The following is an 18,590-nucleotide window of genomic DNA, read 5'->3' as shown; positions in this document are numbered from 1 at the left end:
TTTTAAATAAAAATAGAAAAATCCCCTTGTATACATGCAAGAGGATAGATAATTGGTATGTTTTAAGTAAAGCTCAACTTTATTATAGAAGACTATAATAAAGACAGTTCGAATGCTATTTACATACGACCCAAAACCTAGTACAAGTGGATACTAAATTTTTCGGCATCTTTTCCTAGTCCCACGTCAATGTTCCACGAAACTCAATGGGGTTAATAAAAGATGCAACCTCTATACTCTATTAATATTTAATTTACACTTGATTCTAGCACTATTTTTTTTATAAGTAAAGGATAGGCTTTTAAGATTGTGAATTAAAATTTTTAATAGATATTAAGTCAAGTCTTTGTTATAATGATTTTGAATTAATATAAATAGATTGGAAAATATATGATTGAAATAATTAAAGCGATATTTCTTGGTATCGTTGAAGGTATAACTGAATGGCTACCAATTTCAAGTACTGGTCATTTGATTTTAGTTGATGAGTTTCTTAAATTAAAAGGTAGTCCAGCATTCATCTCAATGTTTAACGTGGTGATTCAACTTGGAGCTATTATGGCAGTAGTTGTAATTTACTTTAATAAACTTAATCCTTTTGATAAGAATAAAACTGATAAAGAAAAAAGAAATACATGGCGTTTATGGACAAAAGTAGTAATTGCATCTTTACCTGCAGCTGTTATCGGTTTAAAATACGATGATTGGTTTGAGGATCACTTTTATAGCTTTGTAAGTGTTGCTCTAATGCTGATTATTTATGGTTTTGCCTTCATATTTGTAGAAAAATGGGCCGAAGATAAAACTCCAACAATAACAGACCTTAATAAACTGACATATAAAGTTGCCTTTGGTATAGGTATGTTCCAGCTCTTAAGTTTGATGCCAGGAACTAGTCGAAGTGGTGTTACTATTTTAGGGGCAATTATTTTAGGTGCTAGCCGTTATGTTGCAGCAGAATTTACTTTTTTCCTTGGTATTCCAGCAATGTTTGGAGGGAGTGCAGTTAAAGTCTTCAAGTTTATTAGAGCAGGGGAATCTTTATCTACACAAGAATTCTTCGTGTTACTCGTTGCATCTTTGACAGCTTTCTTTGTATCAATTTTTGTAATTAAATTCTTGATGGATTACATTAAGAAACATGACTTTACAATCTTTGGTAAATATAGAATTGTACTTGGTACTATCTTACTAATATACGCAGCGATTAAATTTATCTTTTAAGATTTTCAAAAAAAGTTTTGAATCCTATCTCTTTTGGATAGGGTTTTTATATTGAAATTATTTTTCATTACTAAATTTATTACTTGAAGTGCCTTGAATATTTTGCTATAATGAGTTCTTGTGAGTATACCTCACTTACGTCCTAGTGAGTAGGACGTCATTAGACCAAAAGAGGAGGAGAGATTCAATGACTAAATACGAAATTCTTTATATTATTCGTCCAAACATTGAGGAAGAAGCTAAAAAAGCTCTAGTTGAACGTTTTGATGGGATTCTAACTGAAAACGGTGCTACAATCATCGATTCAAAAGACTGGGAAAAACGTCGTTTAGCTTACGAAATTAACAGATTCAATGAAGGTTTATACCACATTGTTAATATCGAAGCAGCTACTGACTCAGCAGCAACTAGCGAATTTGATCGTCTTGCTAAAATCAACGGCGACATTCTTCGTCATATGATCGTTAAGGTAGAAGCTTAATTCTAGTTTAATAAATCATAGGAGGACCATCTTATATGATTAATAACGTAGTATTGGTAGGGCGTTTGACAAAAGACATCGAGCTTCGTCAAACTGCTAGCGGACAATCAAATACAAGTTTCACCCTTGCGATTACTCGTAATTTCAAGAACCAAAATGGTGAATATGATGCTGACTTTGTTCAAGTAGTAGCTTGGAGACAAACCGCAGAATTTTTAGCTCGTTTCGGTGCTAAAAAAGGTAATCTTCTTGGTGTTACAGGACGAATTCAAACTCGTAATTATGAAAATCAACAAGGACAACGTGTATATGTAACTGAAGTTGTTGCTGATAATGTTACTTTCCTTGAAAGTCGCGCAACTCGCGAAAGTCAAGGTGGTTCAGCTGGTGGTGGCTATCAAGCTCCACAAGGAAACAGCAATAATAATTCATACGGTTCATCAACTCAACAAAACAATGTGCCTGATTTCGGACGTAATGACTCTGATCCATTCGGTGGAGGAAGTCCAATCAACATTGATGATGATGATCTACCATTCTAATACCTTATTGATATATTAGTAATTCTTAAGGATTGCTAATGTTAATTAAAGGTTCTCATATTTTATATGAGTAGTTGACTATTATAAGAACGTAATTTCAAAATTAAGAAATAATATAAGGAGAAAAAATCATGGCTCAACAACGTCGTGGCGGATTCAAACGCCGTAAAAAAGTTGATTTTATTGCAGCTAATAAAATCGAACATGTAGACTACAAAGATACTGAACTTTTAAAACGTTTCATCAGTGAACGTGGTAAAATTTTACCTCGTCGTGTTACTGGTACTTCAGCTAAAAACCAACGTAAAGTGGTTACAGCTATCAAACGTGCTCGTGTAATGGCTTTACTTCCATTCGTAGCAAACGATGAAAACTAAAAAATAATAAAATAAGAACTAGCTTTAGCTGGTTCTTTTTCTTATATAAAAAGCAGCATTAGCTGCTCCAAAACAATATTTACATTTCACTCGGAAGGATAACAGTTTCCCTACCCATTCTGTCCACAACATGAACAACCTTTGGCCAATTTTTATCATAAGGAAAGTCGAAATCAAAAGCTATTTTATCGTATGATCCTTCTTGTGAGAAAAGGATTGTAAGATAACCGTCATTATTGATAAGTTCAAAATTAATAATTGGTTCTAAAACAAAAACCCCTTTTAAGTTATTATCAATAATGTACCAAAATGAATCAATGATTTGGCCTGGTAATTCAGATGCAATACCAAAGCTTGCATATCTTCCACTCGTATTTGTAAAAGCCATTTTCGCCCACCCCTTTCTTTTTTTTGAAAATTCAATTAGAATATAACCTAAGAATATATTAAAGGAATTAAAAGGTCAAGGAAAAGAAGTTGAGAATAGATGAACTCATAATGAAAAACTTTTTACTAAATAAAAAGGAAACGAAAAAGGCTATCAAAGAAGGTTTAGTAACAGTTGATGGAAAAATTCCCGCTAAAATTAGTCAAAATGTGGATAGTTCAGTACAAGATGTTATCTTTCGTGGAGAAAAAGTAATTTTTTATCCTCATAAATACTATATGCTCCACAAGCCTGTGCAAACAATCAGTGCAAATACAGATAAAAAACATGAGACCGTCTTTGATTTACTAGAAAATGTGGATAAGTCGGAATTATATCTGGTTGGTAGACTAGATTTTTGGACAAGTGGACTTCTTTTAATCACAGATAATGGGAAATTGGGGAGAAATATGCTAAATCCTGAGAGTCATGTGGAGAAAATATATCAAGTTACTACCAAAGAACCACTCGTAGCATCAGATGTGGATAAGTTTGCGCAAGGCCTTTCAATTGATGGTGATGTGTTATTGAAACCTGCTCAGTTAGAAATTACTGGTGCCCACCATGCTAATGTAAAAATTTCTGAAGGGCGGAATAGACAAGTGAGAAAGATGTTCCTCTCTACAGGGAAGCTTGTAACTGAACTTAAACGTATTAAATTTGGACCACTTGATTTGGGTGAGGACTTAGCACCTGGTCAATACAGAGAATTAACTATTAAAGAAGTAGAGTCACTAATACCACACTTTAATTAAAAGTCATATTCTCTAAGTTCCCTATTAATGGTATCGAAGTCAAATCCTTTACGTGCTAATGATTGAATAACTCGCTGTTTGAGATCATATCCGTCATATTTTCGACCATATTTTCTCATACTTTTTTCTATTTCGCTTTGAATTAAATCACTTTCCTGTTCACTATCTGATTCGAGCTCTAAACTTTCAATTGCAATTTTTGCAATATCATAAGAAAATCCTTTAGTTACAAGAGATTGATTTATTTTAATTTTAAGCATTTTGAGAGGTAACTTACTATACTTTTGCATTACTAACTTTTCAGCGATGTTAGTTGCGACATCAACTTGACTTTCTCTTGTATAAGTTTGACTCATGATTTCATCAATTAAGTCGGTTTTTATACCTTTTGTAGAAAGCTTTTGTTTAATTTGATAAGGTCCATTTGTCTGAGAGTTTATTTTACTGTTGATGAAACTTTCAGTATAAGAAGCATCATCAATATATTTACTAGATTCTAGTTCATCAATAATACGAGCAATTTGACGGTTATCTATTTCGTGCTCTTGTAAATATTTAATAACTTCAACTTTAGTTCTCATTTTAAAGCTAATATAGTAGATGGCTAAATTTTTTCCACGCGAAAAGTTTGCAAATTCAATGATTTCTTTTAGTTGTTCTTCACTGTATTCAGCAGCTTTAGACATCATATATTTAACTACAGTGTCTTCAGTGACATAAATTGTATCATGCTTATCAAATTCGACTTTATATAGTCGTTTTTTCTTTTCTATTGCAGTAATCTTTATCATGTATATTATTATACGTGAAAAAATTGCAAAAGTAGTCATGGAAATTTATTTTTTTAATATATATAATACTTGACAAAAAGTAACTAAGTCATTACACTGTAAATGTAAACAATTGATTACATTATGAAAGCAGGTCTTTACATTGATAAAAAATAGATTGAAAGTCTTGAGGGCAGAACGCGACTGGACTCAGGCAGACTTGGCAGAAATGGCAGGCATATCGAGACAGGCAGTAATTTCTATAGAAAAATATAAATATACACCATCACTTGATTTAGCTTTTACCCTAGCAAAAGTATTTGGTGTGGATATAACAGAAGTCTTTGTGCAAGAAGAAGATTAGAAAGGAATTATAATGGGTTCTTTTACAATTATTAATGCAATTATTACTATATTTAGTACATGGTCTGTATCTTTTCGTGACAAAAAACGTAAAGAGTACAATAATGATGAACGTTGGAAAACAGTTGAGCAAAAAGCAGCAAGTATATTTAGTTGGTATTTATTATCGATAATGATTTTGGCATTTGTTGCAATAGTACTAATCAATATTTTAAAAATAAGAGATGGTCAACTGTCTTATTCAGAAGTTGCTAGCTTGATTTTTACCCTTGCATCAGTTCCAATAGCTCTATACGGACTTGCTTTAAAGTATTATGATTCAAGAATATGAAGGTGGATTAAATGAGTAGTTTTGTATTTTGGGCAATAGTTAAGATGATTATAGCTATTGTTATAGGCTTTCCAACAATGTATCTTATTTTTATAGTCACTTAAAAATAGATTAATACATCGTTGCGATTTATACTAATAAGCTTGCTTATTAAAGTATAATCGACATCGGAGCAAGGCGTAGCGACTCATCTCGATGAACCCTAGTTCTATCATCGATTCATCGCCATTAGAGAACTAATTGCTTTAGCAATTTAAGTTCTATGGACATCGTAGCGAAGCGAAGTGCCTTGTCTTGCGACTTACACTAATAAGCTTGCTTATTTAAGTGTAATCGACAGCGTAGTAAAACGAAGATATTTCTATTTTAATCAACTATAAATATATGGGTTATTATCGTGATAAAGGAAGTGAATATGGAAACGATGAGCGCTGGATGATAATAAAATTAAAGGCTAGTAACGTTGTCAGGAGATATTATGATATATGTTGTCTTACAGCTGCAGCAATATACCTGTTATGGATTCTAGCACGACCTGTAGTCCTTCTTATTTTTGGTAAGATTTTACCAGAAGGTAGGACTTCTTTGGTATCAATAGTTGCCACTTTAGCATTTATTTATATGCTTTCAGTTATTGTAGAGTATTTTGCTTTAAGATACTATGACAAAAATATGTAAAATAGCAAAGGATGAACATTATGGATTATGATTTAATACAACTTCTTATTGATATTCTAATTGCAGGAATATGTATTTGGTATATTATTTATTCAGGCAACAAAGTGAAAGAATATGGAGAAGATGAGAGATGGAAAATAATTAGAGAAAAGGCGGGTAATGTTTCAAGATACTATTATTATTTTGCTTTAGATTTTTTCTTAGTTATATCGTTAGTTTTTACGATATTAAAAAGATTTTACCCAAATTTAAAGACTATAAATATTGATCTTTATAGTGTAATTATGATAATAATAATTGTATTATCTATTGGATTTCTAGTTGATCTTTTTGCTCTTAAGTACTTTGATAAAAAAATTTAAAAACTCGTCATTTGACGAGTTTTTTTGAAATATAAAAGGTAAATAAAGAGCACATCTTAAGATGTGCCCAGTAATATATTATTTAGCTTTCAAAGCAGCCATAGTGATATAGTTATATGGTTGGTTGAAGTGTGGTAAGAAGAAGATATCAAGAAGTTGAAGTTGATCAATTGTTAATTTTTCTTGAATTGCAAGACTAAACATATGAATGTTTGCAGAAATATCTTCTCTTGAAGCAAGTTGTGCTCCAACGATACGACGACTATCTTTTTCGTATACGATACGAATCTTAACCAACTTGTTATCATCTTTAATGAAAGAAGGTTTTTGTAAATCTTCATATTCTGTGTAAAGAACTTCAATATTGTTCTTGCCAGCAGCTTTGACAGAGATACCTGTAGAAACCATACCTAGACCGAAAATATCAATACCATTAGAACCTTGAACACCTGGTGATTCTAATTTAGTTCCACCAACATTATGTCCTGCTACAATACCAGAACGTACCGCATTTGATGCAAGAGCGATATATGTAGTATCTTGGATTGCATTTGAGTAGATTGTAGCACAGTCACCAACAGCATATACATCATCATTGCTAGTTTTTTGTGTACGGTCAACGATATATGCACCATTTCTGAATGTATCTAGGCTATCTTTTCCTAAATCAGCATTGGCAGTGAAACCAATTGAGTTGATAACCATATCAACATCATAAGTACCTTTACCAGTAATTACTTTGTTAACACGTCCATTAGCATCACCTTCGTATGCTGTAGCTGGTTCGCTGAAGTGTAATTCGATACCATTATCAGCAAGATTTTTATCCATCAATTTAGTGAAGTCTTCATCATAATATGAAGCAAGAGAAGTGTCTTCAGCATCAAATAGTAAAACATTTTTACCACGACGACGAGCAGCTTCAGCGATTTCAACACCGATGTATCCAGCACCAATAACGGCAACTGTCTTAACATCATCACGACTCATATCTTTATCAACAGCTTGTCCTTCTTGGAAAAGTTTAAGGAAATGAATTCCGTCTAAGTCTTTACCAGGAATGTTTGGAATGATAGGTTTTGAACCACTAGCGATAATTAGTTTATCGTAAGTTACATCAAATTCTTCACCATCTTTAGATTTAGCTTTTACTGTCTTGTTGTCAAAATCAATTTTGTCAACTTCAGTCTCCATAAAGATCTCAGCACCTTTAGCACGAAATTGTTCTTCATTTGTATAGAAAAGACCTTCGTAACCATCGATTTGACGTCCTACCCAAAGAGCAGTTCCACAACCTAGGTAGCTCAAGTTTGAGTTACGGTCGATCATCACGATTTCTTGATCTGGATAGTTATCCAATAGAGTGTTTGCAGCGGCGATACCAGCATGGTTGGTACCAATAATAACTGTTTTCATAGTTAATTATTCCCCTTTATTTTTTAAGATAGTTTTATTTTACACAAAAACAAAACTATTAGCAATATTTTAGCTTACAATTTAGAATTTTTGTATCCGTTAACATCATTTGTGTGGCGTGCTTTTCGGAAAGTGGACGCATACTACTTCTGGAACAAAAAAGTCATCCTGAATAAGTGATAATTTCCCAGTATTTTGGTCAATACTAAATAGGTTAATATAATCACTATATTGGAATCCACAAACTAAAAATTCTCCACTATCATTTATATTAAAATCACGTGGGAAGTTTCCTGTTGTATAGATTCTTTGAATTTCTTTAATGTCTTTTCCACTTTTTGAAACTTCAAAGACCACAATAGAATTTTCACCTCTATTAGAAACGTATAAATACTTACCATCATTAGAAAGTCGTATTGCAGCTGCACTATTGAAATCAACAAAGTCTAGATCAATAGTGAACGTTTTACTAATAGTTTTGAGTGTTGCCTCTTTCTTATCATATTCTAAAACGTTAACAGAACAGTCTAATTCCCCAACTACATATACGTATTTCCCGTTTTTACTAAAAACAAGATGTCGAGGTCCAGTTGCTGGCTTGGCGTGCCAAATACTTTTAAGGGTCAACTCACCAGTCTCTAATACATCGTATAGATAAACTCTATCAGTACCTAAGTCACAGGCGATTAATCTACCGTCAGGTGTTAGATTAGCAAAATGAATATGAGGAGCATCTTGGTTTTTATGTGGACCAATAGGTTCACTATGATATAGAGATTCAATGCTATTTAAATTTTTATTGTTTGTAATTTTATAGCTATTGAGCTCTCCTTTGTGATAGTTTGCTCCAAATAGTAGTTGTCGCTTTTCATCTATTGAAACATAACATACAGGAGATCCAGTCTCTAGTATTTTATCAATTAATTTATAATCTGAATCATAAGAAGCGACTCCACCCATTCTTTTATGTCCATTGACTGTAAATATAGAATTTTCTTTATTAGTAACTAAGTATGTTGGATTCGCTTCTTTGATAATCAAAGATGAATCTGTAAGCTTTCCTTTATCAAGATCTAGGTATGCCTCATACACTCCTTCACTCAAGTTTTTCTCTGAGTATGTTGGATCGTCAGTATATGTACCGAATAATATTCTTTCTTTTTTAACCATAAGTTACTCCTCCTGGATACCTTATACTTTATAATTTTTTAATTATTGGTTTAACGATTGAAGTCCAGAATGAGATTAGTGGACCACATCCGAAGGCACAAATAATTGTACCAACACCAATTGGACCTCCTGCAAGGAAACCAATGATAACGACAATTATATCTTGGGTTGTTCTAACAGGTGTATAACTTTTACCTGTTTGTTTACAAATTGTTGGTGCAATAGCATCATATGGCGAATCCCCCTGATTTGTTGCCATATATATTGCTGAACCTAGAGTAAACAATGCTATACCTATAATTAAACAAAGAGTTTGTGCAATTAAAGAATGAGTCATTGAATGTGTTAGCGGTTTGAACATTGCTGAAAACATATCAATGAATGCCCCTACTAGGAACATGTTTAAAATTGTACCTAAACCAATTGCTTTTTTATTGTATAGGTAAACATAGACTAATATTAAGCAGTTTACGATAATTTGGAATACACTTAGGCTTAATCCAACGTGACTAGATAATCCGATATTCATTGCAGTAAATGGATCAACCCCAAGTTTTGCTGTACGTAAGATACTTGATCCTACTGACATTGTAAGTAGACCTATTAAGATTATCACTACATTTTTAAAAAATTTCATAAATTACCTCCATTTCATTTATGAAAAAACCAGGGGCACTGTGACCCACTGGCTAACTATGTTGATTGTTTTTATCAACCTGCACCATGTTGGAATGAAGGGTATAGAGTCATTCCTCCATCAACGAATAAAGTTGTACCAGTTATATAAGAAGCTTCATCTGAAGCTAAGAAAGCTGCAGCATTCGCAATATCTTGTGGTTTACCGATATTTCCCATTGGTACCATGCTTTCAGTTTGAGCCAATTGTTTAGGGTCTGAAAACTTTTTAGCATTAATTGGAGTATCAATAGCCCCTGGTGCTATACAGTTTGCACGAATTCCTTGATCAGCATATTCAAGCGCAATTGTTTTAGTAAACATTTCAGTTGCACCTTTACTTGCTGCATAGTGCGCAAAAGTAGGCCATGGAATTTGTTGGTGAACTGAAGACATGTTGATGATTGTTCCTTTTTTCTTGTTTTTTGTAAAGTGTTTTAAGGCTTCACGAGAACCAAGGAACACACCGTCTAAGTTGACATCCAGTACTTTTTTCCATTCTTTAAATGGCATTTCAGCAGTATGACAAGCTTTTTCAACACCTGCATTATTTACCCAGATATCGATATCTCCAAAAGTATCAACGGCAGTTTTTGCTAGTCCCTCAACTTGTTTTTCGTTAGAAACATCAGCTTCAACGAATTTTACTCTATCTGGATGCTTCTTAGCAGCGTCAGCTAATTCATCAGGAAGTGTTCCAACATAGTCACCGACTACATTCATTCCTTCAAGTATATATCTTAGTGAAATTGCAAGCCCTAGCCCCGTTGCAGCTCCTGTAATTACAGCTACCTTACCATGTAATTCTCCGTACATATTAATTCTCCTTTTTAATTTGTATTAAGTATTAAGTTAGTTACGACATTAGATAAAATTCCCCATAATTTCTCTTCTAATAATCACCTCCTCATTTAATATGGCTTCATAATATAACTTTTCTTTAGAAATTGCACAGATAAACTGTACGCAGTAAATATTGTAAATTTGATTTTTTTTTTGATATTATGAAGTGTTAGTTGATGCTATTTTCTATCACAATTCACTATGATAGAAGTTTATAAAATAGCTTTTAGTATTGTACGTACTTTTGAAGAAGATTTTTCATATTAAATGTTATAATACTTCTATGGTATATTTAAAAGTAGGACAAAAAATCCCCCTTAAAATAAAAAAGATGGGGATAAATGGCGAAGGTATTGGTAATTTTAAAGGACAAACTGTATTTGTAAAAGGGGCGCTCCCTAAGGAAGAAGTTTATTCTGTTATTACTAAAGCTCAAGGCCGTTATGTAGAAGCAGAAATTGTAAATATTAATAAAAAATCACGTCAAAGAGTAGACCCAGCATGTAAGTACTACGAAGAATGCGGAGGTTGCCAGATTATGCACCTTGAGTATTCAGCTCAGTTGGAATTTAAGCGTGATATTCTTAAGCAATCCCTTCAAAAATTCAAACCAGAAGGTTTTTCGGATTATGAATTGAGACCAACGATGGGTATGAAGGAACCTTGGCATTATCGTAACAAACTACAGTTTCAAACTCGTCAAATCAAAGACAAGGTGAACGTAGGTCTGTATGCTGAAAACTCTCACCGTTTAATTGATATAAAAGACTGTCTAGTTCAAGACCAATTAACTCAATCGATAATCAATACTATTCGTAATTTGATTTCTAAATATAAACTTCCTTTATTTGATGAAAGGAGAAGTCAGGGTCTAAGGACAGTTATGGTCCGTCATGCTATGAAATCAGACCAAGTTCAGCTAGTTTTTATCTCGAGTAAAAATATTAATTTAGACCGAATATCGAAAGATTTAGTGGCAGAATATCCGCAAATCAAGACAATTGCTCTTAATATTAATACGAAAAAATCGTCAGAAATTTATGGACAACATACTGAAATTATTTGGGGACAAGAGGCCATTAATGAAGAAGTATTAGATTATGAATTTTCTCTTAGCCCACGCGCCTTTTATCAACTTAATAGTATGCAGACAAATGTCCTTTATCAAGAAGCTATAAACGCACTTGATGTATCAGAAAATGACAATATCATAGACGCATATTGTGGAGTAGGAACAATTGGCTTAGCTTTTGCTTCAAAAGTGAAGTCAGTTCGTGGAATGGATGTAATCGCACAAGGGATTGATGATGCTAAGAAGAATGCAGAAAATCTAGGTTTTGATAACACTCATTACGAGGTTGGACAAGCTGAGGATATCATTCCTAAGTGGTATAAAGAAGGTTATAGGGCAGATGCTATAATTGTCGACCCACCTAGAACTGGATTAGATGATAAACTACTGGATTTAATAGTGGAATATAAACCAGAAAAAATGGTTTATGTATCATGTAATGTATCGACACTTGCACGTGACCTAGTTAAATTATCGCAAGTATACAATGTTGAATACTTACAATCAGTTGATATGTTCCCACAAACAGCTCGAACAGAATGTGTAGTTAAATTAACAAGAAAATAGAATTTTGAGACCGAACAATTCGGTCTTTTTTTTGTACAAGAAATAAACACTAAAGGTCTAGTTAATAGAGTATTTTTGTATTATAGTTATAACAATTATAAGGAGATACGTATGGGAACAAAGAATAAAGGTATATTTTTAGCATTATTAGCTTGTAGTTTATGGGCTATATCAGGAATTTCAGGTCAGATACTATTTGAAGATTATGGCTTCACTGCTAGTTGGGTAGTCACAGCGAGAACTGTAATATCAGGAATTTTGTTACTTCTTAGTGCAAAATTTATTTTTAAGGAAAAGATATTTGAGATTTTCAAAAACAAGAGGGATTTAATCGATATTATTATTTTCTCTTTTGCTGGAATGTTCATGCTCCAATTTGCATTTTTTAAGACCATTGAACTTAGCAATTCAGCATTAGCTACTATTCTTCAATATACATGTCCATTTTTCATAATTATTTATGAAGCCATTAAAAATAAAAAGATGCCTTCGGCTAAAACATTTGTTCTCTTATTTGCAACAAGTATTGGCGTTCTTTTAATAGTAACAAAAGGAAATATATCAAATCTCATAACGTCTTTTCCACCATTATTCTGGGGAATCATGACAGCCGTAAGCCTTGCAATTTACAGCATTCAACCACAAAGGATTTTAAAAAAATATAGCACTATCTTAGTCGTTGGCTGGGGAATGATAATAGCAGGGATACCAGCAAATATTGTTCATCCATTATGGAAACCAACAGGAGTTTTCAACTTTACCACAATTGGACATTTAACAGTTGTAATCATTCTCGGCACACTTTTCGCCTATCTGGTATATCTCTCAAGCGTAAAATACATCAGCCCAGCACTAGCGGGAGTGTTAACTGCCTGGGAGCCCATCCTTTCAAACATCTTATCAATTTTTGTCTTTAGTCATAGACTGACTTACATTGAGATAATCGGCTTTATTCTAGTAATCGTCTCAATCGCTTTTCTCCAAAAGGATATTTAGTTCTTTGAGAAAAGGAAGAGACTTTGTTATACTTATTGCAAGGTGGAAATTAGATTATGACAGTCTACATTAGACAAGCAAAATTAGAAGATTTAGCAGAGATCATGCAGATCATAGCATCAGCTAAAGGATATCTGGCTCAGCAAAAAATCGACCAGTGGCAAAATGAATATCCAGCAGTTTCTGATATTGAAGATGATATCAGAAGTTCTGAAAAGGAAGCTTGTGTACTCGTGGTAAATGAGAAGATTGCAGGTTATGCTGTCATAATGACAAGTGTCGAACCAGCTTACCAGAAGATAGCTGACGGCAAGTGGCAAGAAAGTGATGGAGCAGAAAATTACGTCACTATCCATCGTATGGCTTTGTCTGCTGAATTTAGGGGACTTGGGTTAGCAAATATCTTTTGGTCAAATATATTGAGTACCATGAGAATGCAAGGATTTACTGATTTTCGTGTAGATACTCATCCCGAGAACAAGGTTATGCGTGGAGTACTTGAAAAACAAGGCTTTGAATACCGAGGAAACGTGATGTTTGAGGGACTACGATATGCCTATCAACTAATATTAAAATAAAGAAGGAAGATAAATATGACTTACGAACAAGAATTTTTAAAGGATTTTGAAGAATGGCTTAGCACACAGGTTATGGTTAATGAGATGGCCATGGGTGAGGCTCAAAAAGTAGCAGACGAAGATGATGATGCGCGTGCAGTGGACGCCGTTATTCGTTATGAAAGTAGACTAGATGCATATAAATATCTACTAGGAAAATTCGATAACTATAAAGCACAAAAAGGATTTCACGACCTACCTGAGGGATTATTTGGACAAAGAGAGTATTAAGATATCAAAATCTATACTGTCTTCATATTTCAATCAGGATTTTTCAGATGATGATTTGATTATTGAAAAATATAACCAATAGTACGCAGCACTTTCATGTAATTCTTTAAGTTTTAGAAGTAGATTGGCTAAGAAAACTCCAACTAAAAAAGGATATTTTCTTGCAATTTGGAAAAAGGATGAAGATAATAATAACCGTTCATTCAATAAAGAAGAAAGCCCAGAATTCTTATTTGTGATTATTAAAGATGAAAACAAAGAAGGTATTTTTAAGTTTCCCAAAGATGTTCTTGTCAGCAAAGGTATAATATCTGATGCTAAACGTGGGAAAATGGCATTTAGAGTTTATCCAGCTTGGGAAGTTGGACTTAATAAAACAGCTCTTAAAACGCAAAAATGGCAAGTTAAATATTTTGAGCATTTGACTACTAACTATTAGAGTAGAGGAACTAAAAAGTATGAAATCATATGATAGTAAGCAGGAGTTGATAGACGCAATACATGCTAGCTATGGAAAATATATAGAAGAATTTAAGGCTATCCCTGAAGATATGAAAGATATTCGAATTGACGGAGTAGATAAGACACCTGCTGAAAATTTAGCTTATCAGCTTGGATGGATAAATCTATTATTATCGTGGGAAAAAGATGAAATATCAGGGATAAAGGTTATTACCCCAACAGCTGACTACAAGTGGAATAATCTTGGAGGCTTATATCAATCATTCTATGAAAACTATGCTCAACTCTCTCTTAAGGAACGAATAGATTTATTAACTGGAAAAGTGGATGAATTATGTGATTGGCTTGAAAGTTTATCAGATGAAGAACTTTTTGAACCTGAGAAGCGCAATTGGGCTACTACGGCTGCCATGTGGCCAATATGGAAATGGGTACATATAAACTCTGTAGCTCCGTTTACAAATTTTCGTACTAAAATTCGAAAATGGAAAAAAGTAGCAATGATTGATAAGAAATAAATTTAATTTGAAAAATTCTTTTAAATCTGCTAGACTAGTAACAATCAAGAGGAGTAGTTTACGGGAGATTTGAGAGAGGAACTGGTTGCTGAAAAGTTCTATCAAAGGTAAATGAAGGTTGCTTGTGATTAAATTAAAATAATAAAATTGAGTGGTGATTAATCGTTTATACAAAGGACATTAATCACAATACAGGTGGTACCGTGCGTGAAGCACCCTGACTATATTTTATATATAGTTGGGGTGCTTTTCTTTATTATTTTATTGTAATAAGAAGGTAAAATGACAAGAATCAAACAATACGCAGAAGACTATCTTAATAGCTCAAATGCTAGTAATTACAGTTACAGCTCTGAAGATTTATATTTAGCAGTTTGTGGATATGAATCTGAATTATCAAAAAAGCTTAAAAACCTACACGGCATTTATATGCTTGAATTTATAGATGGAAGTAGATATATAGGTTCTGCTTTTCATGAAGAAGGTATGTATAATCGCATTAAGACTTACATTAAGTATTCAGCAGGATCTGGCAATCCACTTGGAAATCAAGCTAAAAAAGATGCCCTTCCCAAAAGTATTCAAGATAAATTTGCTACGGATAGAGAAAATTTTCTAACTGATGATGAAGATTATCTAACTTTTCATATTCTACACACTGTAGAAGCTATACAGGATGAACAAAAATATGGAATATTTGATGGGGATTTAGAGATTTTATCTGATATGCTTGATTTTGTAGGAGATGAGGGATTTACTTTTTACCGGAATCTCAATGACAATCAAGCAGAAGAGAAGTATTTTAAGGAACTTTTTGATACTAAAATTAATGGACTAAACCTAAACTAAAAGGAGAAATATATGACTGAACTTTCGACAAAATTCAATCCTGCTGAAGTTGAAGCAGGGCGTTATGAAAAATGGTTAGAAGCTGACGTTTTCAAACCATCAGGCGATGTAAATGCTGAACCTTATAGCATCGTTATTCCACCACCAAATGTTACAGGTAAACTTCACTTGGGACATGCTTGGGATACAACTTTACAAGATATGATTATTCGTCAAAAACGTATGCAAGGTTTTGATACTTTATGGTTACCTGGTATGGACCATGCGGGTATCGCTACTCAAGCTAAGGTTGAGGAACGTTTGCGTGAACAAGGTATCACTCGTTATGACCTTGGGCGTGAAAAATTCATCGAAAAAGTTTGGGAATGGAAGGATGAATATGCTTCTACCATCAAAGAACAATGGGGTAAACTAGGACTTTCACTCGACTATTCTCGTGAACGCTTTACTCTTGATGCAGGGCTTTCGGAGGCTGTTCGTAAGGTATTCGTTGACCTTTATAGTAAAGGATTAATCTACCGTGCCGAGTATATTATCAACTGGGATCCTGCTGCTCGTACTGCTCTAAGCGATATCGAAGTAATCCACAAGGATGTCGAAGGTGCTTTCTACCACATGACCTATGACCTTGAAAATGGTCAAGGCTCTCTTGAGGTAGCAACTACTCGTCCTGAAACAATGTTTGGTGATACTGCAGTAGCGGTTAACCCAGAAGATCCTCGCTATAAAGACCTTATCGGCCAAAATGTAATTCTACCTTTAGTGAATAAAGCTATTCCGATTGTAGGTGATGAGCATGCTGATCCTGAATTTGGAACAGGGGTTGTAAAAATTACACCAGCTCATGATCCAAATGACTTTGAGGTTGGCCGTCGTCATGATTTACCTCAAGTAAATGTTATGAATGCTGACGGTACTATGAATGAGCTTGCAGGTGATTTTGCTGGTATGGATAGATTTGCTGCTCGTAAGGCAGTAGTAAAAGCCCTTGAGGAAAAAGGACACTTAGTTAAAGTTGAGCCAATGGTCCACAGTGTAGGACATTCAGAACGTACTGGTGTTCCTGTAGAACCAAGACTTTCTACTCAATGGTTTGTTAAGATGGAAGAACTATCTAAGAAGGCTATTGAAAATCAAGCAACTGAAGATAGAGTTAACTTCTTCCCAGATAGATTTAATGATACATTTATCCAATGGATGGAAAATGTACATGATTGGGTAATTTCTCGTCAGTTATGGTGGGGACATCAAATTCCAGCATGGTACCACAATGAAACTGGAGAAATGTATGTTGGCATGGACGCACCAGCAGATGCTGAAAATTGGACTCAAGATGAAGATGTACTAGATACTTGGTTCTCAAGTGCACTATGGCCATTTTCTACTATGGGTTGGCCTGATACAGAAGCAAAAGACTTTAAACGTTATTATCCAACGAACACTCTTGTTACAGGATATGATATTATCTTCTTCTGGGTAAGTCGTATGATTTTCCAAGCCCTAGAATTTACGGATGAAAGACCATTTAAGGATGTCCTAATGCATGGACTAATTCGTGACGAGAGTGGTCGTAAAATGTCTAAATCACTCGGTAATGGAATTGATCCAATGGACGTTATTGAAAAATATGGTGCAGATGCCCTTCGTTGGTTCCTATCTAACGGATCAGCTCCAGGTCAAGACGTTCGTTTCTCTTATGAAAAAATGGATGCTTCATGGAACTTCATCAATAAGATTTGGAATGTGAGCCGTTATATCATCATGAATAATGAAGGCTTAACACTTGAAGATATTCAAGCTAATCTTGAAAAAGTAGCTAACAAGGAAGCTGGGAATGTAACTGACCGTTGGATTTTAACTCGCTTAAATGAGACAATTGAACGTGTTACAGAAAACTTTGATAAATTTGAGTTTGGTGAAGCAGGTCGTGCTCTTTATAACTTCATCTGGGATGAATTTGCTGACTGGTATATCGAACTTACAAAAGAAGTTCTTTATGGTGAAGATGAGACTGAAAAAGAGGTTACTCGTTCAGTTCTAACTCATGTTTTAGACCAGATTTTACGTTTATTACACCCAATTATGCCATTCGTAACTGAAGAAATTTTTGAAAATATCCCACATACTGAGGAAACGCTTGTAACAGCAAAATATCCACAAGTTCGTCCTGAATTTGATGATGCTCAAGCTGCACAAGGTGTCGAAGTACTTAAGGAAGTTATCAGAAGTGTACGTAATTCACGTGCTGAAGTTAATGTAGCACCAAGCAAGGCAATTACTATTTTAATCAAAACAAAAACTCCTGAAATTGAAGAATTCTTCAAAGCTAATGAAAATTACCTAAGAAGATTTACAAATCCAGAAGTTTTAGAAATCAGTTCAGATGTGGATGCACCTGCACAAGCGATGAGTGCTGTCATAACAGATGCAGAAATCTATCTACCACTTGCGGATCTTATCAATGTTGAAGATGAAATAACTCGTCTTAACAAAGAACTAGCTAAATGGCAAAAAGAACTAGATATGGTTGGTAAAAAATTAGCTAACGAAAAATTTGTAGCTAATGCTAAACCAGAAGTAGTTGAAAAAGAAAAAGAAAAGCAAGCTGACTATCAAGAAAAATTCAATGCGACAAAAGAACGTATCGAACAATTAGAAAACTTATAATTAAAAAAACTATCCTTGTGAGAATGAGGATAGTTTTTCTATGTCATTTTATGCCTTTTATGATTTAAAAATAACCACTTATGATTTTAATCTGTCTTTATTTATTTTATTGTGTTATACTTCAAATAAAGTAAACAAAGTTTTTGGATATAGTGTGAAAAATAAAGGGAATAAAAAATGTAAAGATATAATCATTT

At 33.8% G+C, this 18,590-nt stretch carries 22 protein-coding genes, 1 pseudogene and 1 riboswitch; of the genes and pseudogenes, 17 read left to right on the top strand and 6 right to left on the bottom strand.

All coding sequences use genetic code 11. The features are described from left to right. Positions 1–61: 61 nt before the first annotated feature. A riboswitch (Lysine riboswitch) is annotated at positions 62–242 on the bottom strand. A gap of 148 nt (positions 243–390) precedes the next feature. The 4 genes from BG262_RS00915 (at position 391) to rpsR (ending at position 2,624) form a co-directional block, all read left to right on the top strand. Next, positions 391–1,224, top strand: coding sequence for an undecaprenyl-diphosphate phosphatase (locus tag BG262_RS00915; RefSeq protein WP_070787013.1), 834 nt, complete (start codon positions 391–393; stop codon positions 1,222–1,224). A gap of 187 nt (positions 1,225–1,411) precedes the next feature. Next, positions 1,412–1,705 carry a 30S ribosomal protein S6 gene (rpsF, locus tag BG262_RS00910; protein WP_070787012.1) on the top strand — a complete coding sequence of 98 codons (294 nt, stop codon included), beginning with the start codon at positions 1,412–1,414 and terminating at the stop codon, positions 1,703–1,705. 35 nt (positions 1,706–1,740) lie between these two features. Then, positions 1,741–2,247 (top strand): single-stranded DNA-binding protein, encoded by a 507-nt coding sequence (gene ssb, locus BG262_RS00905; protein ID WP_070787011.1) that lies wholly within the window; start codon positions 1,741–1,743, stop codon positions 2,245–2,247. A gap of 131 nt (positions 2,248–2,378) precedes the next feature. Further along, positions 2,379–2,624, top strand: a complete 246-nt coding sequence (rpsR, locus tag BG262_RS00900; protein ID WP_070787010.1) for a 30S ribosomal protein S18 — start codon at positions 2,379–2,381, stop codon at positions 2,622–2,624. 79 nt (positions 2,625–2,703) lie between these two features. Here the strand turns inward: rpsR and BG262_RS00895 are convergent, their stop codons facing one another. Further along, complete coding sequence (locus BG262_RS00895; RefSeq protein WP_070787009.1) at positions 2,704–3,012, bottom strand: DUF960 domain-containing protein; 309 nt, start codon at positions 3,010–3,012, stop codon at positions 2,704–2,706. Between the two features lie 110 nt (positions 3,013–3,122). Here BG262_RS00895 and BG262_RS00890 point away from each other — a divergent pair, with 110 nt between their 5' ends. Next, complete coding sequence (locus BG262_RS00890; RefSeq protein WP_143602625.1) at positions 3,123–3,806, top strand: pseudouridine synthase; 684 nt, start codon at positions 3,123–3,125, stop codon at positions 3,804–3,806. Here the strand turns inward: BG262_RS00890 and recX are convergent. Then, entirely contained in the window at positions 3,803–4,594 is a 792-nt protein-coding gene (recX, locus tag BG262_RS00885; protein ID WP_173861952.1) for a recombination regulator RecX, read from the bottom strand. The genes BG262_RS00890 and recX overlap by 4 nt on opposite strands. Positions 4,595–4,754: 160 nt before the next feature. Between recX and BG262_RS00880 the strand changes: the two genes are divergently transcribed. The 4 genes from BG262_RS00880 (at position 4,755) to BG262_RS00865 (ending at position 6,310) form a co-directional block, all read left to right on the top strand. After that, positions 4,755–4,940 (top strand): helix-turn-helix transcriptional regulator, encoded by a 186-nt coding sequence (locus BG262_RS00880; protein WP_371827958.1) that lies wholly within the window; start codon positions 4,755–4,757, stop codon positions 4,938–4,940. A 12-nt stretch (positions 4,941–4,952) separates the two neighbouring features. Then, the gene (locus BG262_RS00875; protein WP_070787006.1) at positions 4,953–5,270 is read left to right on the top strand and encodes a hypothetical protein; all 318 of its coding nucleotides are present in this window, start codon (positions 4,953–4,955) and stop codon (positions 5,268–5,270) included. A 384-nt stretch (positions 5,271–5,654) separates the two neighbouring features. Beyond that, positions 5,655–5,948: a hypothetical protein gene (locus tag BG262_RS00870; protein ID WP_070787005.1), complete on the top strand. Its 294-nt coding sequence runs from the start codon at positions 5,655–5,657 to the stop codon at positions 5,946–5,948. A gap of 20 nt (positions 5,949–5,968) precedes the next feature. Continuing rightward, positions 5,969–6,310: a DUF2178 domain-containing protein gene (locus tag BG262_RS00865; protein ID WP_070787004.1), complete on the top strand. Its 342-nt coding sequence runs from the start codon at positions 5,969–5,971 to the stop codon at positions 6,308–6,310. A 78-nt stretch (positions 6,311–6,388) separates the two neighbouring features. Here BG262_RS00865 and nox read toward each other — a convergent pair whose 3' ends face one another. The 4 genes from nox to BG262_RS00845 form a co-directional block, all read right to left on the bottom strand. Then, positions 6,389–7,726, bottom strand: coding sequence for a H2O-forming NADH oxidase (gene nox, locus BG262_RS00860; RefSeq protein WP_070787003.1), 1,338 nt, complete (start codon positions 7,724–7,726; stop codon positions 6,389–6,391). A 105-nt stretch (positions 7,727–7,831) separates the two neighbouring features. Continuing rightward, complete coding sequence (locus BG262_RS00855; RefSeq protein ID WP_070787002.1) at positions 7,832–8,896, bottom strand: lactonase family protein; 1,065 nt, start codon at positions 8,894–8,896, stop codon at positions 7,832–7,834. 28 nt (positions 8,897–8,924) lie between these two features. After that, the gene (locus BG262_RS00850; protein WP_070787001.1) at positions 8,925–9,533 is read right to left on the bottom strand and encodes a YczE/YyaS/YitT family protein; all 609 of its coding nucleotides are present in this window, start codon (positions 9,531–9,533) and stop codon (positions 8,925–8,927) included. 74 nt (positions 9,534–9,607) lie between these two features. Beyond that, a complete protein-coding gene (locus tag BG262_RS00845; RefSeq protein WP_070787000.1) occupies positions 9,608–10,387 on the bottom strand; it encodes a glucose 1-dehydrogenase in 780 nt (259 codons plus the stop codon). Positions 10,388–10,697: 310 nt separating this feature from the next. On the opposite strand from BG262_RS00845, the gene rlmD reads away from it, so the two are divergent. The 8 genes and pseudogenes from rlmD (at position 10,698) to BG262_RS00805 (ending at position 18,393) form a co-directional block, all read left to right on the top strand. Continuing rightward, positions 10,698–12,053 (top strand): 23S rRNA (uracil(1939)-C(5))-methyltransferase RlmD, encoded by a 1,356-nt coding sequence (rlmD, locus tag BG262_RS00840; protein WP_070786999.1) that lies wholly within the window; start codon positions 10,698–10,700, stop codon positions 12,051–12,053. 111 nt (positions 12,054–12,164) lie between these two features. Next, entirely contained in the window at positions 12,165–13,049 is an 885-nt protein-coding gene (locus BG262_RS00835; protein ID WP_070786998.1) for a DMT family transporter, read from the top strand. Positions 13,050–13,105: 56 nt separating this feature from the next. Next, the gene (locus tag BG262_RS00830; protein WP_070786997.1) at positions 13,106–13,627 is read left to right on the top strand and encodes a GNAT family N-acetyltransferase; all 522 of its coding nucleotides are present in this window, start codon (positions 13,106–13,108) and stop codon (positions 13,625–13,627) included. 15 nt (positions 13,628–13,642) lie between these two features. After that, positions 13,643–13,897, top strand: coding sequence for a DUF1912 family protein (locus BG262_RS00825; RefSeq protein ID WP_070786996.1), 255 nt, complete (start codon positions 13,643–13,645; stop codon positions 13,895–13,897). Between the two features lie 103 nt (positions 13,898–14,000). Next, positions 14,001–14,336: pseudogene (locus BG262_RS00820) on the top strand (MepB family protein); the annotation flags it as partial. A gap of 19 nt (positions 14,337–14,355) precedes the next feature. Next, positions 14,356–14,877, top strand: coding sequence for a ClbS/DfsB family four-helix bundle protein (locus BG262_RS00815; protein WP_070786995.1), 522 nt, complete (start codon positions 14,356–14,358; stop codon positions 14,875–14,877). A gap of 282 nt (positions 14,878–15,159) precedes the next feature. Next, a complete protein-coding gene (locus tag BG262_RS00810; RefSeq protein WP_070786994.1) occupies positions 15,160–15,726 on the top strand; it encodes a GIY-YIG nuclease family protein in 567 nt (188 codons plus the stop codon). A 12-nt stretch (positions 15,727–15,738) separates the two neighbouring features. Continuing rightward, entirely contained in the window at positions 15,739–18,393 is a 2,655-nt protein-coding gene (locus BG262_RS00805) for a valine--tRNA ligase (protein ID WP_070786993.1), read from the top strand. Positions 18,394–18,590: the final 197 nt, after the last annotated feature.

It is taken from the genome of Floricoccus penangensis, assembly GCF_001832885.1.
Taxonomy (GTDB): Bacteria; Bacillota; Bacilli; order Lactobacillales; family Streptococcaceae; genus Floricoccus; species Floricoccus penangensis.
The sequence above is the reverse complement of the archived record's forward strand: the minus strand, read 5'-3'. Positions and strand labels throughout refer to the sequence as shown.